Origin of the sequence: Aeromonas schubertii, from assembly GCF_000820105.1 — a bacterium.
Lineage (GTDB): Bacteria > Pseudomonadota > Gammaproteobacteria > Enterobacterales > Aeromonadaceae > Aeromonas > Aeromonas schubertii.
This window is the reverse complement of record NZ_CDDB01000063.1, coordinates 57,012-81,718: the sequence shown is the minus strand read 5'-3', so window position 1 is coordinate 81,718 and position 24,707 is coordinate 57,012. Positions and strand designations below refer to the sequence as shown.

The window sequence follows — 24,707 nt, the reverse complement described above, 5'->3', positions numbered from 1 at the left end:
GTGGAGTTCAAGAAGCGGGAGGGGGCGGCCGGTTTCGACTTCTTTGGCCCGCGCATGGATGACCCCGACTACTTCGGGGTGGGCTCGGGAATTGCCGTGCGCCATCAGGATGAGGCCCTGCTCGCCCGCATCAACGGCGCTCTCAAGACCATCCTGGCCAATGGCACCTACAAGCAGATCAACGACAAATATTTCGACTACGACCAGTACGAGTAAGGCACGGGATGAAGCAGATCAAGATGGCATTGCCAGCCCCGGTCGGCGCCAGCCGTTATGAGCTGGTTGCCTGGGAGTTTGGCGAGAGTGGGCCGCTGGCCTATCTGCAGGCCGGCCTGCATGCAGATGAGTTACCCGGCGTGCTGGTGCTGCACCGTCTCAGGGAGGCGCTGTCCCGCCTGGAGCGGGAAGGGGCCCTGCGTGGGCGCATCCGCCTGCTGCCTTTGGCCAACCCCATCGGCATCAGCCAGCGCCTGCTCGGGCGCCATGAGGGGCGCTTCGAGCTGGGCAGTGGTCGCAACTTCAACCGTGGCTACCCCCTGCTGGTCCGCGCCGGTGAGCGCTGTGAGAGCCTGGATGAGGCGCGCGCCCTGTTGCTGGAGCGACTGGCCGGGCTGCAGGGGCGCTCCGAGCTGGAGCGCTTGCAGCAACAGCTGTTTGGCTGGGCGCTGGAGGCCGATCTGGTGCTGGATCTTCACTGCGACGGAGAGGCACTGGTGCACCTCTACGGCAATACCCGCCAGCAGGAGGTGCTGGAGGCGGTGGGGCGGCGGCTGGCTGCCGGGGCGATCCTGATCGCCGGGGAGGCCGGCGGCATGTCCTTTGACGATGCACTGTTGCAAAACTGGTATCCCCTGTGCGAAGGAGCCGGCTGGCCGGTGCCGTTGGCGGTGACGGTGGAGCTGAGGGGGCAGCGGGATCTGGCCCCCGAGCTGACGGCGCAAGATTGCGAGCGACTGCTCGATCTGCTGACCGAGCGAGGGTGGTTGGTGCGTCCCCTCACCACGGTGCCGGGGGATCCGCTGACGGCCACCCCCCTGGCCGGGGTTGAGGGGGTCGTCGCCCCCGTGGGGGGGATCGTTCACTATCTGGTCGCTCCCGGCCAGTCGGTCGAGGCAGGCCAGCCCCTGGCCGAGCTGGAAGATCCCGCCAGCGGCGAGCGCAGCACCCTCCAGGCCGGAGTGAGTGGCCTCTGCTATGCCAGAGTGCCCGGCCCTCTGGTGGTCGCAGGGGAGGAGGTGATCTTTATCGCCGGGCTCACCCCTCTGCGTCAGGGGGAACTGCTGGGCCTCTAGTGGCGGCCGACCAACCACGGAGGATCTGCCGAAGCCTGCGCCTCAGGGCGCGGGCTGTTTTTGCTTGCTGGCTCTTCGAGAGGGGGGCGTAGTGCAGACGGCGATGCAGCCAGGCACACCGACGCAGGGGAAGGCTCAGTATGGGTAACTGGCGTGCCATCCGCTCGCACCAGAGAGGCAGTGACTCTCCGGCCTGCGGTGCCAGCCCTCGCTGTGTGGCACGCCGCAGCAGCGGGCGCCAGGGGCGCGCCACCCCGGGCTCCTCCTCTCTGAGTAACCACAGCAGGGGCAGGGCGCAGAGGAGAAGCCCCCCCAGGATCAACCAGGGGAGGTGGCGACGCAGGGAGGGCCAGGGGGCGGTCAGTCGTTGCCAGAGGGTGCTGGCATCGTAGTTGAGGACCCAGCGGCTCCAGTGGTAGTCGATGCTGGCCCACCACAGGCGCAGCGGCGTCAGCCAGGCCAATTGCCGATAGCGCAGTGGCGAGAGTAGTCCCTCTGCGCTCGTCTCGCCCTCGCCCAGGCGCTCAGCGACCACCACGGCAGTGGGGTCGAGGCGCTGCCATCTCCCCCTCTGGTCCAGGTATTCCACCCAGGCGTGAGCATCGTATTGATAGATCGTCAGATATCCCCCCTGCGGGTTCCACTCTCCCCCCTGATACCCACTCACCAGCCGGGCCGGTACTCCGGCCGCACGCAGCAAGAAGGCCGCCGCCGAGGCATAGTGGACACAAAACCCGAGCCGTTGGCCAAACAGGAACTCATCGACGGGATCTGCCCCCAGCAGAGGTGGGGTCAGGGTATAGCTGAACCCCTCCCTGGCAAACAGAGAGAGGAGTCGGCGGGCCAAGGCGTCCGGGCTCTCTCCTCGCCACTGACGGGCCAGCTCGCGAGACTTGGGATTCCCCTGCGCCGGCAGTTGCAGGTTGCGCTGGCGGGTCTGCTCGTCGGCGCGGCCCCGCTCCCCGCGGGCGACCCGGTAACCGATACGCTGGCTGCCATCATCGAGGCGATAGAGGGTGTCTGCCGGGCTGAGCAGCACGGGTCCCGAGCGTGGCATCGGGTGCTCCAGCGCCGGTAGCCAGCGCAGCCGCTGGGGCTCGGCGATGATCTCGTACTCCCCTTGGCCGGGGGGACCTGAGATCGTTTCTGCGACGGGTTGGGGCCACTGCTTGCGGCGCCAGGCCTGCAAGGCCGGCGTCGGCTGCCAGGCACGCCCGTCGAACCACTCCTGACGCAGCACGGGAAAGTAGCGCTCGGCTGGCAGGGGCAGGCCCCCATCGAAGGTGACCCGAAAGGCGAGCTCCCCGGAGCGCAGCAGGGTGCTGATCGCCCCCGGCTCCACTTTTTCGTCGAGGCCGCTTCTGGCCACGTGGCTCTGGGGTACCTGCCACAGGGGAGGAAGCCGTGGCAGCAGCAGGAACAACCCGACCTGCAGGGGAAGGGCCAGCAAGAGGGCGAGCAGGGCCGGCCGATGGGGGGCGCGTCCCTCTGGCCAGCTGGCGAGCACCAGAGCGGTGATCCCCAGCAGGTAGACGGCGCCGAGCAGCAGCGCCCAGGGCAGGCTCTGGCGCTCGATAAGGGAGAGGGCGATCAGAAAGAAGAGCACCACCAGCAAGGGCTCCATGTCCCGCTCGCGGGAGAGTTCCAGAAATTTCAGGCCATAACCCAGGCAGAGCAGGTTGATGAGGGTGGCGAGCAGGCCGCTCCCCCTGGCCTCCAGGAGCAGCAGTGCCAGTGACGACAGGGTGAGCAGCAGCCGCAGGGGGCGCCCCGGCATGGGCCAGGCGCGCCACAGGGTCACTCCCCGCCACCCCTGGCAGGCGAGGATCGCGATCACTACCCAGCCGTGCAGATAGGGCCAGAGAGCCAGCAGCAGAGGCAGTTGCAGCAGCAAGGCCAGTAGCCAGAGGCGTCGACTCTCCAGCATCAGGGGGCTCCGTAGCGGGCCAGCGCCCAGCGACACTCCCGCAGGAAGGTGGGCGAGGCGTCTGGCCCCAGGGGGGTATCGAGGCGCAGGGTGTAGGGTTGGCCCTCATGGCAGAGGTGTTGACACCACCAGGCCAGGGTGGAGAGGCGCAGCTCCAGGTCGCCTCTGGCCCGTGCCAGGGTGAGGCTGTCGGGCTCACCGCCCCCTTCGCAGAAGCGCTTGCTGAGGAGCCCTCGCCCTCGGGCCAGCTGGTGCCAGGCGATGCGGCTCTGGGGTTCCCCTCTCTGGTAGGGGCGCAGCTCGTGAAAGTCGCCGATGGGGGCGGGGCGTATCTGTGGGCCCACCTGTTCACCATCCCCCTCGGGCTCTCGCAGGGGGGCCGCCAGGGGGGCAGGGGCTAGCCAGAGGGCCAGCTCCAGATCGAGCAGGCTCCAGCAGCGAAACAGCCCCATCGGATAGCGGCTCTCGATACGCAGGCGCGCCAGAGGGAGGCGACCGCGCCGGGTACCACTCAGTGCCAGGGTGAGGGTCTGTACCCCGCTGTGGCTCTCGGCCAGCTGGAGCCGGCTCTCATTGAGGGTGAAGGTCAGGGCCCGGGCCTGACCGCAGAGAGTGAACGGAAGCGGGGTTGGGCTGCCCACCTCGCCGAGCTGGGGGGGCGAGCCGGCCAGGCGCAGGCCGCTTAAGTTGCGGTGGGTGAGCAGCATGGCAACCAGCAGCAGGCTGCCCAGGCCGTAGGCGAGCAACAGGACCAGATTGCTCTGGTAGTTGGCGCCGAGCAGGAAGATGGCCAGCAGGGTGAGTAGAAACAGCCAGCCGAGCCGGGTGGGGAGAATAAAGAGGTTGTGTCGTCCCAGGGTGATCTGGCGCGCCGGCGGGATACGCCGCGCCAGCCACTTCTGTTGCCATTGCAGCCAGGGTTTCATGGCCGCTCCGGGTCGACCCGCTCCAGCAGGCGCTGGCTCAAGGGGCTGCTCTCCCCCTGCTGCAGCCCGAAGCTGCCGCGCAGGCGGTGCTCGGCCACATAGGGAAAGACGGCGCGCACATCGTCGGGGGTGACGAAGCGGCGACCGGCGACGAAGGCCCAGGCCCGGCTCACCGCCAGCAGGGTCTGGGCGGCTCGTGGGGAGAGGGGTTGGGGCAGCTCGGGATCGAGTCGGCTCTGGGCGACCAGGGAGAGCAGGTACTCCAGGGTGTTGTCGGCCACGTGCAGTCGAGCCACCTCCTGCTGCATGCCCTGCAGTTCGGTGGCGTTCAGCTGGGGGGCTGGGAGGGGGGCCTGTTCGCCCCTGAGCAGGGCGCGCTCGGCATCCCGCGCCGGAAAGCCCAGCGAGAGGCGCACCGCGAAGCGATCGAGCTGGGATTCGGGTAAGGGATAGGTTCCCGCCTGATCCGCCGGGTTCTGGGTGGCGATGACGAAGAAGGGGGCAGGCAGGGGATGGCTGTGGCCATCCACGCTCAGGCTGGTCTCGCTCATGGCCTCCAGCAGGGCGCTCTGCACCTTGGGGCTGGCCCGGTTGATCTCGTCGGCCAGCAGCACCTGGCTGAAGAGGGGGCCGGGATGAAAGCGAAAGTGCTGCTCCGAGGGGTCGAAGATGGAGACCCCGATGAGATCCGCCGGCAGCAGGTCGGCGGTGAACTGGACCCGGCGATAGTCGAGCCCGAGGGCGTGAGCCAGCGCATGGGCCAATGTGGTCTTGCCCATGCCCGGGAGATCCTCGATCAGCAGATGGCCCCGTGCCAACAGGGTCACCAGGGCGATGCGGATCTGCAGGGGTTTGCCCAGTATCACCCTCTCCAGGGTGGCCAGCAGTGACTCCAGCAAGGTTGCCTCCTTTTTCCCGCGTTCCGTGTTGAGCTTAGCCTCTGGGCCCGCACGGGAGTTATTGTGGCATCACACAATAAAGGGCCGGCTTTCGGTAGAATGGGGCGGAATGGATAACAGGGGCAAGCATGAGCGTGTTTAGACGGATGTGGCTGATGACGGCGCTGCTGATGACGGCGACCCTGCTGCTGGTGGCGATCTACGAGTGGGGGCCCCAGCGGGCGCTGATCATCGCACCCGCTGGCGGTTGGCAGATCTCCACCCTGGACGATCGTCCGGCAGGTGGGGATTCGGTGGCGCGTCTGGAGGCGGGTCACATCATGGAGTGTGAACTGAGCCTCACCTATCGCTGGCCTTACTGCGAACTGCTCATCACCCTGGCGGTGCCCGAGCAGGGGCTCGATCTCTCCGGCTATGAGACCATGCGGATCAAGTTGCAGGCGAAGGGGGCCGACGATCTGCCCTGGCGTATCTATCTGCGTAACTACCATCCGGCCTACTCCCGATCGGACGATCCCGTCTCCCACAAGATCAACTCGATTCTGCTCGATCTGCAGGCTTATCCGGGGGAGGTGGAGATCCCCCTCTCCCTCTTCACCCCTGCCACCTGGTGGCTCACCGACTATGAGATCCCCCTGTTGCAACAGGGGCGCGACATCAGCCGGGTCTTTGCCATCGAGATAGCGACCGGCTCGGGAGCACCGGCGGGCCACTATCGCCTCAAGGTGGAGTCCCTCAGCTTCCATGGCCCCTGGCTACCTGCCTCCACCTTCTATCGTGGGCTGATGGTGCTCTGGTTCTTCTCCCTGTTGGCCATGCTGGCGATGGATTACAGCGGCATGCGTCGACGCCTGGCCCGGGCCAGCGAGCGGGAGCGTCTCTCACGCCAGCGCAACCGTGAGCTGGAGCAGGTCTGTCGTCTGGCGAGTGACGAGGCGCGGTACGATCGCCTCACCGGTGCCGCCAGTCGCAGTCAGGGTGAGCAACTGCTCGCCGAATGGCGCGAGGGGAGCCTCATCTTTATCGACCTCGATCACTTCAAGGGGATCAATGACAGCCACGGGCATGCAGTGGGGGATGAAGTGCTCAAAACCCTGGTCAGTGAGCTCGGTTACTGTCTGGAGGAGGGAGTCACCCTCTGTCGCTGGGGTGGGGAGGAGTTCGTGGTGTTGGCCCCCTTGCGTCCGCTCTCCTGGGGAGAGGCCCTCGCCGAGCGGATGCGCCGGGTCGTCGCTACCTCATCCCAGTGGCCTCTGGGTCTCAGGGTTACGGCATCGTTTGGCGTCGCCGAATGTGGTCCACAGGAGCCGGTGGAGGAGGCCCTCAAGCGCGCCGACCGGGCGCTCTATCGGGCCAAGGATGGGGGGCGAAACCGGGTGGAAGTGGATACCCTGTGAGTCAGTACTGGGCCTCAAACCAGGACTCGAGGATCAGCTGGGCCGAGACGGCATCCACGCTCCCCTTGTCCAGTGCCCGGTAACCACCACGCTCGAACAGGCGGGCCCGGGCATCCGTGGTGGTGAGCCGCTCGTCCTTGAACTCCACCGGCTTGCCGAAGCGCCCGTGCAGGCGGTTGCCAAACTTGCGGGCCCGCACCGTGATCTCCTGCTCGGTGCCGTCCATGTTGAGGGGCAGGCCGACGATCAGCAGGTCCGGTTGCCACTCCTTGATAAGCTTCTCTATCTCGTCCCAGTTGGGGATGCCGTCGTTGGCCTTCAATGAACAGAGGGGCGAGGCCGAGCCGGTCAGCTCCTGGCCTACCGCTACCCCGATACTCTTGGTGCCGTAGTCAAAGCCCATCAGGCTGCGTGATGTCATAAGCGATCCTGTACGGTCAGGCGTGGCCGACCTGGGTGGAGAGGTGCAAGGTGTTGATGCCGATGCTGGCGGCCGCCTTCTCCCAGCGCTCGTGCACCGGGGTGTCGAAGATGAGACGGGTATCGACCGGTACGATGAGCCAGGCGCCGTCGACCAGCTCCTGCTCCAGTTGACCCGCACTCCAGCCGGCGTAGCCCAGGGTCATCAGCCAGTGGCTCGGAGCCTCGTCGGTCCCCAGCGTCTCCAGGATGTCGCGAGAGGTGGTGACCATCAGCTCGTCACTCAGGGAGAGGCTGGAGCCAAAGCCCTCTCTGTGGCTGTGGAGTACGAAGCCGCGATCGTTGGCCACCGGCCCCCCCTGCAGCACCGGTTGCTCCAGCTCCAGGGTGGCGGGGTGATCGATCTTCACCTGCTCGAGCAGGTCATCGACCTGCATCTCGAGGGGAATGTTGATGACCAACCCCATCGCGCCCTCATCGTTGTGTTCGCACAGGTAGACCAGGGAGCGCTCGAAGTAGGGGTCGTTGAGGCTGGGCATGGCCAGCAGAAAGTGGTTTTGCAGTGTGTGCATGGCGGTGTCTGTATCGATTCTCTCTTGCTGCAAGTATGGCAGGGTGGGGAAGGGGCCGGGGCCCCTTCGTCAGCCCTTGCCGAGGCGGCGCTCGATGGCATCCATCAGCATGGCGCTGATGTGCACCGGGAAGGCGGCCTCGATCTCGCGGATGCAGGTCGGGCTGGTGACGTTAATCTCGGTCAGGCGATCGCCGATGATGTCGAGGCCGACGAAGATAAGCCCCTTCTCCTTGAGGGTCGGTCCGACCGCGCGGGCGATGGCCCAGTCAGACTCACTCAGGGGGCGCGCCTCACCGCGGCCACCCGCCGCCAGGTTGCCGCGGGTCTCACCCTGGGCCGGAATACGCGCCAGGCAGTAGGGCACCGGCTCACCGTCCACCACCAGCACCCGCTTGTCGCCCTCCTTGATGGCGGGCAGATAGGTCTGCGCCATGCAGTACTGACTCCCGTGTGCCGTGAGCGTCTCGATGATGACGCCCACGTTGGCATCATCTTCCTTCATGCGGAAGATGGAGGCGCCGCCCATGCCGTCGAGCGGCTTGAGGATGACGTCCTTGTGCTTCGCATGGAAGGCGCGCAGCTTGTCGGCTCTGCGAGTGACGAGCGTGGTCGGGGTGTGCTCGGCAAACCAGGCGGTGTAGAGCTTCTCGTTGGCGTCGCGCAGGCTCTGGGGCTTGTTGACGATGAGACAACCCTCGTCCTCGGCTCGCTCCAGCATGTAGGTGGCGTAGATAAACTCGGTGTCGAATGGCGGATCCTTGCGCATCAGGATCACGTCCAGGCTGGAGAGCGGCTGATCCACCACGTCACCCAGGCTGAACCAGTGGGTGTAGTCATGCTGGACGCTGAGCGGACGCATGGTACCGAAGGCGCGGCCTTCCTCCATGTAGAGATCCTTCATCTCCAGGTAGAAGAGCTCATAGCCGCGTTTTTGCGCCTCTTCGAGCATGGCGAAGCTCGAATCCTTCTTGATGTTGATAGACGAGATGGGGTCCATCACGATGCCGAGTTTAATGGTCATCCGCTGTTCCTTCTTAAGGGCGCGATAGGGGTGTAGGGTCGATTGGCGAACTAACCGGCCGTTTCTGGCTGCCATCATCCGATGCCAGGACGGGGCCTGTCGAGCTTGCCGGGGGGATCACGCGAGATCGCCGAAACGGCACTGCAGCGCCGTGATGACGGTCAGGGCCGCCGTCTCGGTACGCAGCACACGCGGGCCGAGCAGCATCTCCTTGAAGCCCTGCTCCACCGTATCAGCAATCTCCCGCTCCGACAGCCCCCCTTCGGGACCGATCAGCAGGCGCACCCCGTGTTCGGGGATGGGCAGGGTGCTGATGCTGTACTCGGCACGGGGGTGCAGGTTGAGCTTGAGCTCTGCCGTCTCCTCGCGCATCCAGGCGTCCAGCTCCATCGGCGTACGTACCTCGGGCACCCGGCTACGGCCACACTGCTCACAGGCGCTGATGACGATCTTCTGCCACTGCTCGCGCTTCTTCTCCAGCCGTTCGGCCGGCAGCTTGACGCCACAGCGCTCGGAAAAGAGCGGCGTGATGCAGGTGACGCCGAGCTCGACCGCTTTTTGGATGGTGAAGTCCATCTTGTCGCCACGGCTGATCACCTGGCCCAGGTGGATCGCCAGCGGGGACTCGACCCGGTTCTCGGTGACGGCCGTCACCTCCACCTCGACCCCCTTCTTGGTCACGGCACGGATCACGGCGGGAAACTCTTCATCACCGCCGTTGAACAGCACCAGCTCCTGCCCGGGCTGCATGCGCAGCACGCGGCCGATATGGTTGGCGCCATCTTCCGAGAGGGGAAGGATAAGGCCCAAAGCGAGTCGGGCCGGCTCATAGATTCGTGGAATACGCATGCTTATTGGCACTGCCTGTCGATGAAGGGGTTGCTGTTGCCCTGAATGCCGGCGATGCGCCGGTTGCGCTCGCACTCCCAGCCCTCGGCCGGGTATTGGCGATCCCAGGCTTCGAACAGTTTACGCTGCTGCGCCGCCAGACGCAGCCCGTACTGCTGGCTCATATAGAAGTAGGCGCGGGCGATCTGGCCGCGTACCGGCCCCTTGGGCGGCTGGACCTGGCGATCCTTGAAATCCACCAGCATCTGGCAGTGACCATACTGGTTGGGCTTGCCATTCCAGTCGGAGAAGCGGTAGTTGGCGCGATCCCCGTTCACCTCACCGATGGCGGGGAAGAGGTTGTGCATGTCCCCTTCCATGGTGTTGAACTGATCGCTCTTGCCGCAGTTTTTGCGTCCCCCTTGCTGCCAGCACTGGAGCTGGTGGCCAAACTCCCAGGCCGGTACCACGTGTTCCCATTCGATACGGGAGGCGCGCTCGGCCTGCTTGCGGGGCAGGTAGCCACAGCTCTCCCAGTCGGGGGCCATCTTCTTGCCGTTGTACTTGATGTTGCAGCCGCAGTAGAAGCTGGTGGGGTGGCTCTGATAGAGCTTGACCAGATCCTGCTTGGCTTCACGGAAGGTCTGGGCCGACGTGGTGCCGGCGGCCAGGGCGCCGAGCACGAGGAGCATCAATCGAAACATAAAATCGCTTAATTCTTCATGGGGTTAGGCACGAAGGGAGGAGCTTACCACAGGGGAGATGGCCCCGGCAGGGGTCAGTCGACCGGTACCAGCTCGCTGCGACAGGACCGGCAGTGGTAGCGAGCCTCGCCTCGTAGCACCTTGTTGTGGCGGCGCACCGAGAGGGCGTGGTCGCGACAGGTGCAGCGATAGGCAAAGGTGCGCTCGGCCAGGGGCGCCAAGTCAAAGCGGTGGGTGACCCGGGGCGGCAGGGCGAAGATCTCCTGCATCACCGATTGCCACTGGCGGCCATGGGGCAGCACCCGGCTCTTGCCCCGGCCGCTGCCCCACAGGGCATGGACCAGCAGGTGCGCCACCTCATGAGGGACAACCTCGGTGTGGAAGGCGGCCTCGTTGCCGACATAGAGGGCCGGGTTGAAGCGCAGCTCCCAGCTCTGCAGACGGGCCGTGCCGGCGGCACGGCCGCGCAGGTCGCAGCGTACCAGGGGGCGAGGGAAGGTGCGTCCGAGCCGGGCTTCGGCCTGGGCAAAGCAGGCGTCGACCCGTGCCGTGATGAGGCTGTGCATGGTGCTGCTCATGGCAGATAACAAAAAGGGAGCCGAAGCTCCCTCTTTCCCGGATTGCCGATTACAGGCCGGCGGCGGCGCGCAGCAGCTCGGCCTTGTCGGTCTGTTCCCAGGGGAACTCGTTGCGACCGAAGTGACCGTAGGCGGCGGTGGCCTGGTAGATGGGGCGCTTGAGATCCAGCATCTGGATCAGGCCGTAGGGGCGCAGCTCGAAGTGCTCGCGTACCAGCTTGACCAGCAGATCCTCGGCCACCTTGGCGGTGCCGAAGGTCTCGACGCTGATGGAGGTGGGCTCGGCCACGCCGATGGCGTAGGAGACCTGCACTTCGCAGCGATCGGCCAGGCCGGCGGCGACGATGTTCTTGGCCACGTAACGGGCGGCGTAGGCGGCGGAGCGGTCAACCTTGGACGGATCCTTGCCGGAGAAGGCGCCACCACCGTGACGGGCCATGCCGCCGTAGGTGTCGACGATGATCTTGCGACCGGTCAGACCACAGTCACCCATGGGGCCGCCGATAACGAAACGGCCGGTCGGGTTGATGAAGTACTTGGTATCCTTGGTGACCCACTCGGCCGGCAGCACCGGCTTGATGATCTCTTCGCGCACCGCTTCCACCAGGTCGCTGTGGCTGATGTGCTCGGCGTGCTGGGTCGAGAGCACCACGGCATCGATGCCGAGGATCTTGCCATCGTCACCGTAGGCGAAGGTGAGCTGGCTCTTGGCATCCGGGCGCAGCCACGGCAGGGTGCCGTTCTTGCGCACTTCGGCCTGACGTTTCACCAGCAGGTGAGAGTAGGTGATGGGGGCCGGCATCAGCACGTCGGTTTCGTTGGTGGCGTAGCCAAACATCAGGCCCTGGTCACCGGCGCCCTGCTCCAGCGGATCGCTGCGGTCGACGCCCTGGTTGATATCCGGGGACTGTTTGCCGATGGCGTTGAGCACGGCGCAGGAGTCGGCATCGAAGCCCATGTCGGAGTGGGTGTAACCAATCTCGCGCACAGTGTCGCGCACGATCTGTTCGATGTCGACCCAGGCCGAGGTGGTCACTTCACCGGCCACCATCACCATGCCGGTCTTGACCAGGGTTTCACACGCGACGCGCGCCTTGGTGTCCTGCTTCAGGATGGCGTCGAGCACCGCATCGGAGATCTGGTCTGCGATTTTATCGGGATGGCCTTCGGAGACCGACTCGGAGGTAAACAGCTTTGCCATGATGACCTTGCCTGTGGTTGTGGGTCGCCGCCGCGACCACGAAAAAACGGATAATTTGTAGAGGTATCTACATCTGGACGTCTATTCTAGATAGCGACCCTCTCGATTGCCAGTACTATTTTTGCCAGATGAGGCCAATTGGCGCCGAAGATTTCCCTTTTCCATCCCGCGACCGAATGCCCCAACAAAGCGTTCACAAATCAATCGTTTTCGAACGACGGAAAAGCGATTGGCCTCCCAAAGCCGGGATCCCTCTCCAGATAGTGTTTGCACCTCGTTCGCCCTGCTGGGAGAATATCGGCCTTGCTATTTGGGCAATCACACGAAGCAATCGCAGGAGATACCGATGCCTTCTCGTAAAGAGCTTGCCAATGCCATCCGTGCATTGAGTATGGACGCCGTTCAGAAAGCCAACTCCGGTCACCCGGGTGCCCCCATGGGGATGGCGGACATCGCCGAGGTGTTGTGGCGCAGCCACCTGAAGCACAACCCGAGCAACCCCACCTGGGCTGACCGTGACCGCTTCATCCTCTCCAACGGCCACGGCTCCATGCTGCTGTACTCCTTGCTGCACCTCTCCGGTTACGACCTCTCCATCGACGATCTGAAAAACTTCCGCCAGCTGCACTCTCGCACCCCGGGTCACCCGGAGTACGGCTATGCGCCGGGCGTCGAGACCACCACTGGCCCGCTGGGTCAGGGCATCACCAACGCCGTGGGCATGGCGATCGCCGAGAAGGCCATGGCTGACCAGTTCAACCGCCCTGGCCACGATGTCGTGGATCACTACACCTACGCCTTCATGGGTGATGGCTGCCTGATGGAAGGCATCTCCCACGAAGCCTGCTCCCTGGCCGGTACCCTGGGTCTGGGCAAGCTGATTGCCTTCTGGGATGACAACGGCATCTCTATCGACGGTCACGTGGAAGGCTGGTTCACCGACGATACCGCCAAGCGTTTCGAAGCCTACGGCTGGCACGTCATCCCGGGTGTTGACGGTCACAGCCCGGAAGCGATCAACGCCGCCATCGAGGCCGCCAAGGCCGAGAGTGGCAAGCCGACCCTGATCTGCTGCCGCACCATCATCGGTTACGGCTCCCCGAACAAGTCCGGCTCCCACGATTGCCACGGTGCACCGCTGGGCAACGACGAGATCAAGGCTGCCCGCGAGTTCCTGGGTTGGAACCACGAGCCGTTCGTGATCCCGGCCGACATCGCTGCCGAGTGGAATGGCCGTGAGAAGGGTGCCGCCCTGGAAGCCGAGTGGGATGCCAAACTGGCCGCGTATGCCGCCGCTCACCCCGAGCTGGCTGCCGAGTTCAAGCGCCGCATGGCCGGTGAGCTGCCCGCCAACTGGGCGGCTGAGTCCACCAAGATCATCGAAGCCCTGCAGGCCAACCCGGCCAAGATCGCGACCCGTAAGGCCTCCCAGAACGCCCTGGAAGCCTTCGGCAAGCTGCTGCCGGAATTCATGGGTGGCTCTGCGGATCTGGCTCCGTCCAACCTGACCATGTGGTCCGGCTCCAAGTCTCTGACCAACGACGATGCCGCCGGCAACTACATCCACTACGGTGTGCGCGAGTTCGGTATGTCCGCCATCATGAACGGTATCGCTCTGCACGGTGGTTTCATCCCCTACGGCGCCACCTTCCTGATGTTCATGGAGTATGCCCGCAACGCCCTGCGTATGGCTGCCCTGATGAAGCAGCGCGCCATCTTCGTCTACACCCACGACTCCATCGGTCTGGGTGAAGATGGCCCGACTCACCAGCCGGTTGAGCAGATCGCCTCCCTGCGTCTGACCCCGAACATGAGCACCTGGCGTCCCTGTGACCAGGTAGAATCCGCCGTGGCCTGGAAGCACGCCATCGAGCGTACCGACGGTCCGACCTCCCTGATCTTCTCTCGTCAGAACCTGGCCCAGATGGACCGCACTGCCGAGCAGCTGGCCAACGTGGCCAAGGGGGGTTATGTGCTGAAGGATTGCGCCGGTACCCCGGAGCTTCTCCTGATCGCTACCGGCTCCGAAGTCGAGCTGGCCGTGGCCGCCTATGAGCAGCTGACCGCCAAGGGCCGTGCCGTGCGCGTGGTCTCCCTGCCGGCCACCGACGTGTTCGACGCCCAGAGCGCCGAGTACAAGGAGTCTGTTCTGCCCTCCTCCGTTACCAAGCGTGTGGCCATCGAAGCCGGCATCGCCGACTACTGGTACAAGTACGTGGGCTTTGGCGGCAAGATCATCGGCATGCGCACCTTCGGTGAGTCCGCTCCGGCCGAGCTCTTGTTCAAGGAATTCGGTTTTACCGTGGAAAATGTGGTTGCCACCGCTGAATCCCTGTAATCGCTGAGCATTGGACCGCCTTGGTCTAATAGCCTGAAAATAAAACGCCCTCCATCGCAAGATGGGGGGCGTTTTTATTTGGTGTAAATAACTGACAGTCAAATATCTTTAGCTCTGCGGGATATATTTAAACCTTTCAATTCTACATCTCGTTTGTTAGTATTTTTTTTGTTGTCTTTTATGATGATGAGAGGGTTGTCATGAAGTGTTCTGTATTTATTGCAACCAGTGCATATGGTTATATTGCTACTATTGATGGTGGTATTGAGTGGCTTGAAACATCGGGCAAGAAAGATGTGGATTTGGGACAGAATGCGGACATGGGATTCGATAGCTATGTTGCCTCTGTCGATTGCATGATCATGGGCCGTGGCTGTATGGAAAAACTGGCCAGTTTCAATTTGACACCTGAACAGTGGCCATATGGAAATATCAGGGCCATTGCGCTAAGCAACACAGAAAAAACTGTCCCCGATTCTCTTGTCGGTCGTGTTGAGCTCTATTCCGGCGATATTTCTGCTCTTGTTGCTGAGCTGGAGTCTGTGGGGTTCAAGCATGCCTACATTGATGGTGGAGAGATCATTACGTCATTCCTCAATGCAAAACTGATTAATGAGATGACGATTACACAAGCTCCGGTGCTGCTTGGTCAGGGTAAAAGGCTATTTGGATTGATTCAGGAAAATATAAAGCTGGAAAATGCTCAAGCGACTGCTTTTGCGAATGATTTTGTTCAGGTCAAATATGATGTGGTTTATATATGAGACTCTGGTAGAGATTCTGGGCAAGAGCATGAGTGGTCACTCTTTGTTCGCCGCTCTTACCCCTGACAAAATTACTTGTTCGAGATAGTCGCCGCGAGATTCTTAGATTCTGGGACACCTGGGAGATTCTGGCGAGATTCTGGGACACCCACCATTTTGACAGGGGCGTAGTGCTCTGCTGGACTTGAAGCATCACTGCCAAGGAACTCGCCATGACCATCGCCCGCTCACGTCAAATCAGCTTGCAGGATACGCCTTACTACCACGTGGTCAGCCGCTGCGTGCGGCGGGCCTTTCTGTGTGGGGAAGATGCCCACTCGGGGCAGAGCTATGAGCATCGCCGTCAGTGGGGGCATATTCTGGGAGGCATATTCTGGGACACCCACCATTTTTGACAGGGGCGTAGTGCTCTGCTGGACTTGAAGCCTCATTGCCGAGGAACTCGCCATGACCATCGCCCGTTCACGTCAAATCAGCCTGCAGGATACGCCTTACTACCATGTGGTCAGTCGCTGCGTGCGGCGGGCCTTTCTGTGTGGGGAAGATGCTCATTCTGGGCAGAGCTATGAGCATCGCCGCCAGTGGGTGGTAGACCGACTGGGTCAGCTGTCGCGGATCTTTGCCATCGGCATCTGCGCCTACGCGGTGATGAGCAACCACTACCACCTGGTGCTGAAAGTGGATGCCGAGCAGGCGCAAGGCTGGAGCGAGCGGGAAGTGGCCGAGCGCTGGGCCGGGCTGTTCCAGTGGCCGCTGCTGGTACGCCGCTGGTATCAGGGGGATGCCCTGATCGAGCCTGAGCTCTCGGTAGTGCAGGGGCTAATAGAGGAGTGGCGTGGGCGACTCTACTCCATCAGTTGGTTTGTGCGCCTGCTCAACGAAGGACTGGCTCGCCAGGCCAATCAGGAAGATAGCTGCAAGGGTCACTTCTGGGAGGGGCGCTTCAAGAGCCAGGCCCTGCTGACGGAGTCGAGATTCTGGGACAACCACCATTTTGACAGGGGCGTAGTGCTCTGCTGGACTTGAAGCATGACTGCCGAGGAACTAGCCATGACCATCGCCCGTTCACGTCAAATCAGCCTGCAGGATACGCCCTACTACCACGTGGTCAGCCGCTGTGTGCGGCGGGCCTTTCTGTGTGGGGAAGATGCCCACTCGGGCCAGAGTTACGAGCATCGCCGTCAGTGGGTGGTCGAGCGGCTGGGTCAGCTGTCGCGGCTCTTTGCCATCGGCATCTGCGCCTATGCGGTGATGAGCAACCACTATCACCTGGTGCTGAAAGTGGATGCTGAGCAGGCGCAGGGTTGGAGCGAGCGGGAGGTGGCCGAGCGCTGGGCCGGGCTGTTTCAGTGGCCGCTGCTGGTGCGGCGCTGGTATCAGGGGGATGCCCTGATTGAGCCAGAGCTCGCGGTAGTGCAAGGGCTGATAGAGGAGTGGCGCAGGAGGCTCTACTCCATCAGCTGGTTCGTGCGCCTGCTCAACGAAGGACTGGCTCGCCAGGCCAATCAGGAAGATAGCTGCAAGGGTCACTTCTGGGAGGGGCGCTTCAAGAGCCAAGCCCTGCTGACGGAATCGGCGCTGCTCGCCTGCATGGCCTATGTGGAGCTCAATCCCATCCGCGCCAAACTTGCCGACCGACCCGAGGAGAGCGACTACACCAGCATCAGCCAGCGTCTGGGACGTGCCCAGACCACCGAGTTGCCACCCCTGCTGCTGCCGTTTGCCAAGCAGGATGAACCCGAGTCACTGCCCTACACCTTCAGCGACTATCTGGCGCTGGTCGACTGGACTGGCCGTGCCATCCGTGATGACAAGCGGGGCCATATTCCGGCGGCGCTTTCCCCCATACTGGAGCGCCTGCAACTCGACGCTGACGACTGGCTCAAGCAGGTGAAGCTGTTCAAACGAAGCGGCATCCGGGCCATTGGTCACGGAGTCGCGCGAGAGCGTTACGCCCACCACTGCGGCCAGCGACGGTGTTACCAGCCAACCCACTAATCTCACTCCAATTCCCTCCTGGTGTATCCCATGACATCAGCGCGCTAGCTTGGATGCTCGACGGCGCAATTTGTAGGGAGCAGCCATCTCATAGGCTCAGTGTTAGCGCTTGATACCTAAAAGAGTGCGAATGTGCCGATGCTGGATGTGGATAAACGTCGACCTCAGAAAGATGGATGTCCCAAAAAGAAGAGGAGTTACAAAGGTGTTTTGAGGCTCGAACGGGGCAATACTTGTGTCTGTTGCTCGTAAAAAGCACGAAGCGAGCAAAAAGTGAGTGAACGGTTCTGTGGCGTGGTTTTTATGGTTGACAGAAATGACCAGTATGCCTAATATGCGCCTCCGTCGCCGGACGTTTAGTGCGGTTGATGCCGAGGTGAGTTGGGGTTATAGCTCAGCTGGGAGAGCGCTTGCATGGCATGCAAGAGGTCCGCGGTTCGATCCCGCGTAGCTCCACCAAATTCTCCTCGAACACATCTGGAACGCTGGGGTTATAGCTCAGCTGGGAGAGCGCTTGCATGGCATGCAAGAGGTCCGCGGTTCGATCCCGCGTAGCTCCACCAGGTTTCCGATGCCCAGGGCAGTATTGCCACCTTGTGGGGTTATAGCTCAGCTGGGAGAGCGCTTGCATGGCATGCAAGAGGTCCGCGGTTCGATCCCGCGTAGCTCCACCATTATTCAGACGCAATGCGTCGAAGACAGTCGAACACCCGATTCGGTTGTCTGAAAAGTAAGTGTTTTGGGGTTATAGCTCAGCTGGGAGAGCGCTTGCATGGCATGCAAGAGGTCCGCGGTTCGATCCCGCGTAGCTCCACCATTATTCAGACGCAATGCGTCGAAGACAGTCGAACACCCGATTCGGTTGTCTAAAAAGTAAAGAGTTTGGGGTTATAGCTCAGCTGGGAGAGCGCCTGCTTTGCACGCAGGAGGTCTGCGGTTCGATCCCGCATAGCTCCACCATATCGAAGGCCACCGCATTGCGGTGGCCTTTTTCTTTATCTCGGTTCAGCCCCAAAAAAGACCCGCCATCAGGCGGGTCTTGTGTGTTGGTGCCTTAGCGGCGGCGCCAGAAGGCCAGCGGCAACAGGGCCAGCAGGCCAAAGCCGATGCTGCCACCACCACTGCTCTGGGACGGTTTGGCCTCTTCCAGCTTCAGGTCGACGATGATGGGGTCGTGGTCAGAAGCGCTGAAGGGGTTGTCGGACTTGGCCAGTGCGTCGGTGAACTTGGCTGCGTACTCGAATTGGTTGCTTTCGAACGAGTTGATATGCCAGTCGGCCACGCCGGCTACCTTGCTCACCAGTGCCGGATTGCCCAGCGCATAGTCCAGGGTACCCAGCTCGCCATCATAGCTGTAGGAGATGGCCTTCTCCTTGTTGAACTTGACGTTGAGATCGACGAGACCATAGCTCTTGGTGATCTCGCGTCCCAACTGCTCGTAGGGTTGCTCGCCAATAAAGGTGTGAGAGGCCGAGACTATCTTGCGCTCGCTGCTGGCCGACTGGTAGTCGGTCAGGACGCGGATCGGATCCTCTTTGGCGTAGGAGTTGAAGTCCCCCACCAGCAGTACCTGGCCAGGCAGCTTGCTGACCGCTTCACCCAGTACCTTGGCGGCGGTGACGCGGAACTCGGTGCACTTGCCCTGCAGATCGGCAGGCTCTGTCTTGCCATCACCATTCTCATAGCAACCCGAGCCCTTGGACTTGAGGTGGTTGACCACCAGAGTCAGGGGATCCTGGCTGCCCGCAACCGTGAAGCTCTGTACCAGGGAGTCGCGCTGGCCGGCGCTCTTGGCGACGCCACCGACGGTGTAACGCTGCTCCGGCATCTTGATGACGGCGGCATCCCCCGCCGGGGTCAGCTTGGCCGGACGATAGAGCATGGCCACCATGATGGCATCGCCACCGAAGAATTTATCACCGGTCAGCAGGGCGGCAGGCAGGCGAACATAGGCATAGTGCTTGCTGGCATCCTTCTGCTGTTCGTTGAGACGGGTCACCAGATTATGGATGGCTGAGTTGTCACCAAAGCCGTTGTTTTCCATCTCCATCAGGCCGAGCAGATCGGCATCCATCTCTGTGATGGCATTGGCTATCTTGGTGCGCTGCTTCTCGAACTTGGCCTGGGTCTTGGCGCCGCGGTTGCAACTTTTTTCCTTTGGATCTGTGTTATCTGCATCCGCTTGATCCTTGCACAGGACGTTGAGATCGCCGCCAATGCTGGAGTGGCTGGTGAAATAGTTGAGCACGTTAAAGCTGCCGACTCGCAGGTCGCTGCCGGGAGTGCGGGCCGGTGCGCTCTGGCGGTCCTCTTCTTGGCTACGCAGCAGGTTACCTGCGGTCAGGGTGACATCGTTCGGTACGACCAGGCGGAAGGCGTTCTTGTTGTAGACAACGACCCCTTCCAGACCATCGAGCTGATCGCCGATACGCAGATAGCCCTGATCCGCATCCAGAGCCGGGAACCAGGGAAGAGTCCCATCCTGTCCCTTGTAATCGGATTCGACTGCCAGACGGTTGGCACCATTCTTGGCAGCCAGGGTCACGGCATCGGCGCCGCTGGCCACGTGCAACTGGGTGGGCTTGATGAGTGGTGCCTTGTGGGAGAGCTCCAAGTTGGTACGACCGGCCTTATAGTCGAAGCTCAGGTTGCGAGTCAGGCGCAGATCGCTGGTGCTATCGAGGCGAACCCGCATTCCCTCATGGCGATTGAGGGCTTGTTTTAGGCTTTCATTGTCATTGACTTTGAGCACGCTTACCGGAACGTTCTTGCCCTGCCCGAGAACCTGGATCCGGGGCGCAGTACCATCCCATTTCAGCTTGAGCTGGGTGCCGCCCAAGTACTCCTCGACCTGCGCTTCCAGGCAAAGCTCTGTGCCCATCTTGATATCAGGACGAGCATCCTTGAGGTAGACAAAGATGCCATCCGAGGTGGCCGGGTTGCCATCACCCACAGGATCGGTCAGGTAGAAGCCCTTGGTCAGGCTCTGGCCCAGCGTGGTGACGATGCCCTTGACGTGGAAGGTGCCGGGACTGATGGCGCCGTTGGCAGTGGGCGTGGTCGCCTGGGGGCTGCTGTTATCGCTCCCTTGCAGAGTGGGGATGGTGGTCAGCTGTGCATCGCTTGGGCAGACATAGGCGGCCTGAACGCCAGGGGCGGCCAGGGCCAGCCCCACCGCCAGTGAGAGCAGGGTTCGAGTTGCTTGCATGATGATTTCCTTTAATTTTTTTCTATGCAGTTCCGTAGCCCCGCCGGAGCGGGGGCGCGAATTGTCACATGACTACCAGCTCTGACCAGTGATGGGCTGCACACTTTTGCGATCGGGTTTATGGCCGTATATCTGTTTTATGATGAAGCCAACACTCTGATTTTTAATGTGAAACGCATTGGGGTTCGAATGAACTCGGCAGTGACAAGTTGTTTCTTGTCGCGAATAAAGATTGTCGGCGAGGTGGGCAATTTCTATACTCGACTCGTTCCTGACGGAACCCAGGTTAAGGGCAAACCGATCGAAAGATCGGGACGCAAAGCTTCCGGCCTACCGGTCATCTGACCCAGGGTAGCGGGGCCTCCCAGGATCTCATCGGGTGCAGTGGCACTGTCCAATGCCAGTTGTCTGCCTCTGCGTGGACCTGCCGCGTCTGTCCTTGCCTTGGATAACCATGCCAAGCAACAAGGAAGAAAAAATGCAAAACCACTTTGTCCCTACCCGCCTGGCGGCGTTGGTCGCCGTGGCATTTCTGCCCGCCTGGGCGCAGGCAGCCTATCCCCCCTATGAGGCCGGCAAGAGCTATGGCGCCGGTGATGTCGTCAGCAATGTCGGTGCCCTCTACCAGTGCAAGGAGTTTCCCTACTCGGGTTGGTGTGGTGCCTCGCCCTATCACTATGAACCGGGTGTCGGCGTCAACTGGAGCGATGCCTGGGTGCTCTTTAGCGATGGGGGTCTGCCTCCCGCCCTCGAGCTGAGCGTCAGCTCACCGGCAGCGGGAAGTTCCGTTAACGAGGGCACCGATGTTGCTCTTGCCGTCACCCTGAGCGGAACCAGCACAGACGTGGCCAAGGTTGACTATCTGATCGATGGCACCCTGGTGGCCAGCGCCGCGACCACCCCGTGGGGGGCGGTCTGGAAGGCGGTAGGGAGTGGTAGTCATGCTCTCAAGGCGCGAGCCCTGGACAAGGATGGCAAGGTGCTGGCCGAGAGCGACAGCAGCTTCAATGTGGCCGCTGTGGTCGCTCCCGAAGCACCCAGGGTGGCCATTGCCAGCCCTGCCGCCGGTGCCAGGGTGACTCTGGGGCGCAGCGTCGCGGTGACCGGCAACGTGACCGATGCCAATAACGATGTGGCCAGGGTCGAGCTGTTTGTGGACGGCAAGAAGGTGGGCGAGGACAATGCCGCCCCCTGGCAGGTGAACTGGACTCCGGATGCCAAGGGGAGTGCATCTCTCAAGCTGGTCGCGACCGACCAGACCAGTCTGACCGGCGAGTCTGCAGCGGTGGCCGTCAGTGTTGAGGAGGCGGCGCCCCCCCCGAGCGGTGGCAACCTATCTTGCGACATTCGTCAGGTCTATCGCCCGGATGGTTACGAATGCATGGGGGACGATCACGCTCGTCGGGTGATCGGCTACTTCACCTCCTGGCGCACCGGCAAGAACGGCCTTCCTTCATATCTGGTGAGCGACATTCCCTGGAGCAAGATCACCCATATCAACTACGCATTCGCATCGGTCGATGAGCAGAGCCACCTTATCAAGGTCGATGACTCGGCCACCAAGATGACCTGGGAGGGAGTACCGGGCGCCGAGATGGATCCCGAATTCGCCTATCAAGGCCACTTCAACCTGCTCTCCAAATACAAGAAACAGTATCCGGACGTGAAGACCCTCATCTCGGTCGGCGGCTGGGCCGATACTCGTGGTTTCTACACGGCTACCACCAAGGGGGACTGCACCGTCAACACGGCGGGGATCACTGCTTTCTCCGACTCGGCGGTGAACTTCATTCGCCAGTATGGGTTTGACGGGGTCGACATCGACTATGAGTACCCCACTTCCATGAAGGATGCTGGCAACCCGAATGACTTCCCCCTCTCCAACCAGTGCCGCGCCAAGTTGTTCGGTAATTACAAGGTGCTGATGCAGACCCTGCGCGAGAAGCTGGACGCGGCAGGCACCGAGGACGGGCGCAAGTATATGCTCACCATCGCCTCACCGGCGTCGGCCTATCTGCTGCGAGGGATGGAGAACTTCCAGGTCACTCAGTATCTGGATTACGTCAACCTGATGACCTATGACTTCCACGGTGCCTGGAACCACTTCGTCGACCACAATGCCGCCCTGTTTGATAACAAGCAGGACTCCGAATTGGCTCACTGGGGGGTCTACACCCAGAAAGAGTTTGGGGGCATCGGTTATCTCAACGCTGCCTGGGCAGCCCACTATTTCCGCGGCGCTTTGGCTGCCGGCAAGATCAACGTCGGCGTGCCTTACTACACCCGTGGTTGGCAGGGCGTGACAGGTGGTACCCATGGCCTGGGTGGCAAGGCGGCCCTGCCGAGCCAGAACCAGTGCCAACCCGGTACCGGTGGCGGCAACATCCCCTGTGGTAACGGTGCCGTGGGTATCGACAACATTTGGCACGATCTCGACAAGAACGGTCAGGAGATAGGGGCGGGTGCCGTGCCCATGTGGCACGCCAAGAACCTGGAGAACGCGGCCAGTCTCGGCATTACCGGTATGCCCAGTTATGGGCAGGCATGGGGGCTTGACCCGAACGATCCCCAGGATCTGATCCAGGGCCAGTATGTTCGCTACTTCGACGACAAGGCCAAGGTGCCCTGGCTGTGGAACGAGCAGAAGAAGGTATTCCTCTCCACCGAAGATGAGCAGTCCATGGGTCACAAGCTCGACTACATCGTCAAGCAGGGCCTGGGTGGGGTCATGTTCTGGGAGATGGCCGGTGACTATGCCTTCGACCCGGTCAAGAAGGAGTACGTGATTGGGGATACCCTGACCACCCTCGCCTATGAGAAGTTTGCCCAGGCGGCGCCCTACAACACTCGTCAGAACGATCTGCCGGCACCGAGTGCCCAGCTCGACATCGGTGTCAGCCTGGCGGGCTTCAAGGAGGGGGATTCCAACTACCCCATCAACCCGACCCTGACGCTCACCAACCACTCGACCCAGACTATACCGGGCGGCGCCCGCATCGAGTTCCTGGTGCCCACTTCCACCTCGGATACCATCACCGACCAGAGCGGTATGGGGCTGAAAGTGGTCGAGAGCGGTGGCAACCAGAACTCGGACGGCATCGCCAATGAGAAGGACTTCCACAAGGTGGCCATGACACTGCCGAGTTGGAAGGCGTGGACCCCGGGGAGCACGGTAGAGGTTGCGATGACTTACTACCTGCCTGCCGCCGGTGTTCCCAGCGGGATGCGCATCGTGAACGGCAGCCAGACCATCGGTCTCAAGAGTGACTTCCCGGGCTTGCCTGAGGCGGTCATGGGGAGCAGTGGTGGTGGTGAAACCCCGGGTGGTACCAGCTGTAGCAGCCAGAGCATCGATCCGGCCAGCTACAATGTCTACCCCAACTGGCCCCAGTTGAGCTGGGATGGCAAACCCAGCCACGCCAACACAGGTGATCGACTGAACCACAACAAGGCGGTCTGGCAGGCCAACTGGTATACCAGCACCGAGCCCAAGGCCGGTGACGGCAGTTGGAAGCAGGTCTGCACTTATTAATTGTTAAATCAAATAGATAGGCGGGGAGTGACTCCCCGCCTTTTTTTCACCATGGATAAGGGGGGTGATGGAAAAAGCGTCTGACTTTCGTGCGTCTGGGACTCTATACTAGAGACTGTCATGAGCTCGGATGGAAGTGATTGTATGGCAAGCATATTGGATTCAGTGGATCAGCGAACTCAATTGGTTGGGGAAAACCGACTGGAGCTGCTCATGTTTCGGCTGGGCTCTCACCAGATGTTTGCCATCAATGTCTTCAAGGTGCGTGAAGTGGTCAAGCTTCCCCCTCTCAACAAGATGCCGGGCTCTCACCACAATATCTGCGGGGTCGCCAATATCCGTGGCACCTCGATTCCAGTCATCAATCTGCGTGGTGCCATCGGTCTGCGCCCCATGCAGAGCGACAAGGAGTCCAACCTCATCATCACAGAATACAACCGCACCGTGCAGGGTTTTCTGGTCGGTCAGGTGGCCCATATCGTCAACATGACCTGGAAAGACATACTGCCGCCACCACGTACCGCAGGCCGCTCCAACTACCTCACCGCCATCACGCGGGTCCACGAGGGGGACAAGGAGCAGATCGTCGAGATCATCGATGTGGAGAAGGTGCTGGCCGAGATCCTTACCTATGACGTCACCATCTCCGAAGAGGTGCTGGATCGGGAGATCCTGCCCGAGATGAACGGTCGCAAGGTGCTTATCGTCGACGACTCGAGCACGGCACGGGCTCAGGTGCGCGATACCCTCAGTCAACTGGGGCTGCAGGTGATCGAGTGTCAGGATGGACGACAGGCGCTCGATCTGCTCAAGGGGTGGTGTGACGGTGGCAAGAAGGTGACCGACGAGATCCTGTTGATGATCACCGATGCCGAGATGCCCGAGATGGATGGCTACCGCCTCACCGCCGAGGTGCGGGCCGATCCCCGCATGTCCGATCTCTTCATCACCCTCAATACCTCCTTGAGCGGCAGCTTCAACGAGGCCATGGTCAAGAAGGTGGGCTGCGATCGCTTCATCTCCAAGTTCCAGCCTGATCTTCTGGTTCAGGTCGCCCAGGAACGATTGCGTCAGCTGATGTGACATCAGGGGGCCATCAG

20 protein-coding genes, 5 tRNA genes, 1 pseudogene and 1 riboswitch are annotated in these 24,707 nt (G+C 61.9%); of the genes and pseudogenes, 15 read left to right on the top strand and 11 right to left on the bottom strand.

Annotated elements, in window-relative coordinates; all coding sequences use genetic code 11:
- Positions 1 to 216 (top strand): transporter substrate-binding domain-containing protein (locus tag BN1133_RS12615; protein ID WP_157432346.1); only part of this gene is annotated, 216 nt, incomplete at its 5' end.
- Positions 217 to 239: 23 nt separating this feature from the next.
- Complete coding sequence (locus BN1133_RS12610; protein ID WP_231686270.1) at positions 240 to 1,292, top strand: succinylglutamate desuccinylase/aspartoacylase domain-containing protein; 1,053 nt, start codon at positions 240 to 242, stop codon at positions 1,290 to 1,292.
- Here the strand turns inward: BN1133_RS12610 and BN1133_RS12605 are convergent.
- Genes BN1133_RS12605 through BN1133_RS12595 form a run of 3 tightly spaced genes read right to left on the bottom strand, consistent with a single transcriptional unit; the run spans position 1,255 to position 5,044 of the window.
- A complete protein-coding gene (locus BN1133_RS12605; RefSeq protein WP_050666872.1) occupies positions 1,255 to 3,222 on the bottom strand; it encodes a transglutaminase TgpA family protein in 1,968 nt (655 codons plus the stop codon). The two genes, BN1133_RS12610 and BN1133_RS12605, sit on opposite strands and share 38 nt — an antisense overlap.
- Positions 3,219 to 4,145, bottom strand: a complete 927-nt coding sequence (locus tag BN1133_RS12600; RefSeq protein ID WP_050666868.1) for a DUF58 domain-containing protein — start codon at positions 4,143 to 4,145, stop codon at positions 3,219 to 3,221. The genes BN1133_RS12605 and BN1133_RS12600 overlap by 4 nt, the downstream gene beginning before the upstream one ends.
- A complete protein-coding gene (locus BN1133_RS12595) occupies positions 4,142 to 5,044 on the bottom strand; it encodes an AAA family ATPase (protein ID WP_050666867.1) in 903 nt (300 codons plus the stop codon). Before BN1133_RS12595 ends, BN1133_RS12600 begins: the two co-directional genes overlap by 4 nt.
- A 128-nt stretch (positions 5,045 to 5,172) precedes the next feature.
- Here BN1133_RS12595 and BN1133_RS12590 point away from each other — a divergent pair, with 128 nt between their 5' ends.
- Entirely contained in the window at positions 5,173 to 6,441 is a 1,269-nt protein-coding gene (locus BN1133_RS12590; RefSeq protein ID WP_082178002.1) for a GGDEF domain-containing protein, read from the top strand.
- A 1-nt stretch (position 6,442) separates the two neighbouring features.
- Here the strand turns inward: BN1133_RS12590 and ruvX are convergent, their stop codons facing one another.
- The 7 genes from ruvX to metK all read right to left on the bottom strand — a co-directional run bounded on the left by ruvX (position 6,443) and on the right by metK (position 11,767).
- Positions 6,443 to 6,862 carry a Holliday junction resolvase RuvX gene (gene ruvX, locus BN1133_RS12585; protein ID WP_005347671.1) on the bottom strand — a complete coding sequence of 140 codons (420 nt, stop codon included), beginning with the start codon at positions 6,860 to 6,862 and terminating at the stop codon, positions 6,443 to 6,445.
- 16 nt (positions 6,863 to 6,878) lie between these two features.
- The gene (locus tag BN1133_RS12580; protein WP_050666865.1) at positions 6,879 to 7,433 is read right to left on the bottom strand and encodes a YqgE/AlgH family protein; all 555 of its coding nucleotides are present in this window, start codon (positions 7,431 to 7,433) and stop codon (positions 6,879 to 6,881) included.
- Positions 7,434 to 7,502: 69 nt separating this feature from the next.
- The gene (gene gshB, locus BN1133_RS12575; RefSeq protein WP_050666864.1) at positions 7,503 to 8,456 is read right to left on the bottom strand and encodes a glutathione synthase; all 954 of its coding nucleotides are present in this window, start codon (positions 8,454 to 8,456) and stop codon (positions 7,503 to 7,505) included.
- A gap of 117 nt (positions 8,457 to 8,573) precedes the next feature.
- A complete protein-coding gene (gene rsmE, locus BN1133_RS12570) occupies positions 8,574 to 9,305 on the bottom strand; it encodes a 16S rRNA (uracil(1498)-N(3))-methyltransferase (protein ID WP_050666863.1) in 732 nt (243 codons plus the stop codon).
- Between the two features lie 2 nt (positions 9,306 to 9,307).
- On the bottom strand, positions 9,308 to 9,988 hold the full coding sequence (locus BN1133_RS12565) for an endonuclease (protein WP_050666862.1): 681 nt from the start codon (positions 9,986 to 9,988) through the stop codon (positions 9,308 to 9,310).
- 74 nt (positions 9,989 to 10,062) lie between these two features.
- Positions 10,063 to 10,554, bottom strand: a complete 492-nt coding sequence (locus BN1133_RS12560; RefSeq protein WP_153006791.1) for a SprT family zinc-dependent metalloprotease — start codon at positions 10,552 to 10,554, stop codon at positions 10,063 to 10,065.
- A gap of 61 nt (positions 10,555 to 10,615) precedes the next feature.
- Complete coding sequence (gene metK, locus BN1133_RS12555) at positions 10,616 to 11,767, bottom strand: methionine adenosyltransferase (protein WP_050666860.1); 1,152 nt, start codon at positions 11,765 to 11,767, stop codon at positions 10,616 to 10,618.
- Between the two features lie 346 nt (positions 11,768 to 12,113).
- On the opposite strand from metK, the gene tkt reads away from it, so the two are divergent.
- From tkt to BN1133_RS12505, 10 genes and pseudogenes are all read left to right on the top strand, one after another.
- Entirely contained in the window at positions 12,114 to 14,105 is a 1,992-nt protein-coding gene (gene tkt / locus BN1133_RS12550) for a transketolase (protein ID WP_050666859.1), read from the top strand.
- 200 nt (positions 14,106 to 14,305) lie between these two features.
- Positions 14,306 to 14,869, top strand: coding sequence for a dihydrofolate reductase family protein (locus BN1133_RS12545; protein ID WP_050666858.1), 564 nt, complete (start codon positions 14,306 to 14,308; stop codon positions 14,867 to 14,869).
- 212 nt (positions 14,870 to 15,081) lie between these two features.
- Positions 15,082 to 15,264, top strand: a complete 183-nt coding sequence (locus tag BN1133_RS12540) for a hypothetical protein (protein WP_050666857.1) — start codon at positions 15,082 to 15,084, stop codon at positions 15,262 to 15,264.
- 52 nt (positions 15,265 to 15,316) lie between these two features.
- Positions 15,317 to 15,841, top strand: a pseudogene (locus tag BN1133_RS12535) (transposase); the annotation flags it as partial.
- Positions 15,842 to 15,919: 78 nt separating this feature from the next.
- Entirely contained in the window at positions 15,920 to 16,867 is a 948-nt protein-coding gene (locus BN1133_RS12530) for a transposase (RefSeq protein WP_050666856.1), read from the top strand.
- Between the two features lie 383 nt (positions 16,868 to 17,250).
- Positions 17,251 to 17,326, top strand: a tRNA-Ala gene (locus tag BN1133_RS12525).
- 28 nt (positions 17,327 to 17,354) lie between these two features.
- Positions 17,355 to 17,430 (top strand) — tRNA-Ala (locus BN1133_RS12520).
- Between the two features lie 35 nt (positions 17,431 to 17,465).
- Positions 17,466 to 17,541 (top strand) — tRNA-Ala (locus tag BN1133_RS12515).
- Between the two features lie 67 nt (positions 17,542 to 17,608).
- Positions 17,609 to 17,684 (top strand) — tRNA-Ala (locus BN1133_RS12510).
- 67 nt (positions 17,685 to 17,751) lie between these two features.
- Positions 17,752 to 17,827 (top strand) — tRNA-Ala (locus tag BN1133_RS12505).
- Between the two features lie 94 nt (positions 17,828 to 17,921).
- Here the strand turns inward: BN1133_RS12505 and BN1133_RS12500 are convergent.
- Positions 17,922 to 20,075, bottom strand: a complete 2,154-nt coding sequence (locus tag BN1133_RS12500; protein ID WP_050666855.1) for an ExeM/NucH family extracellular endonuclease — start codon at positions 20,073 to 20,075, stop codon at positions 17,922 to 17,924.
- A 281-nt stretch (positions 20,076 to 20,356) separates the two neighbouring features.
- Positions 20,357 to 20,443: riboswitch (cyclic di-GMP riboswitch) on the top strand.
- Between the two features lie 110 nt (positions 20,444 to 20,553).
- Between BN1133_RS12500 and BN1133_RS12495 the strand changes: the two genes are divergently transcribed.
- Positions 20,554 to 23,607, top strand: coding sequence for a glycosyl hydrolase family 18 protein (locus BN1133_RS12495; RefSeq protein ID WP_050666854.1), 3,054 nt, complete (start codon positions 20,554 to 20,556; stop codon positions 23,605 to 23,607).
- 144 nt (positions 23,608 to 23,751) lie between these two features.
- Positions 23,752 to 24,690, top strand: a complete 939-nt coding sequence (locus tag BN1133_RS12490; RefSeq protein WP_050666853.1) for a chemotaxis protein CheV — start codon at positions 23,752 to 23,754, stop codon at positions 24,688 to 24,690.
- Positions 24,691 to 24,707: the final 17 nt, after the last annotated feature.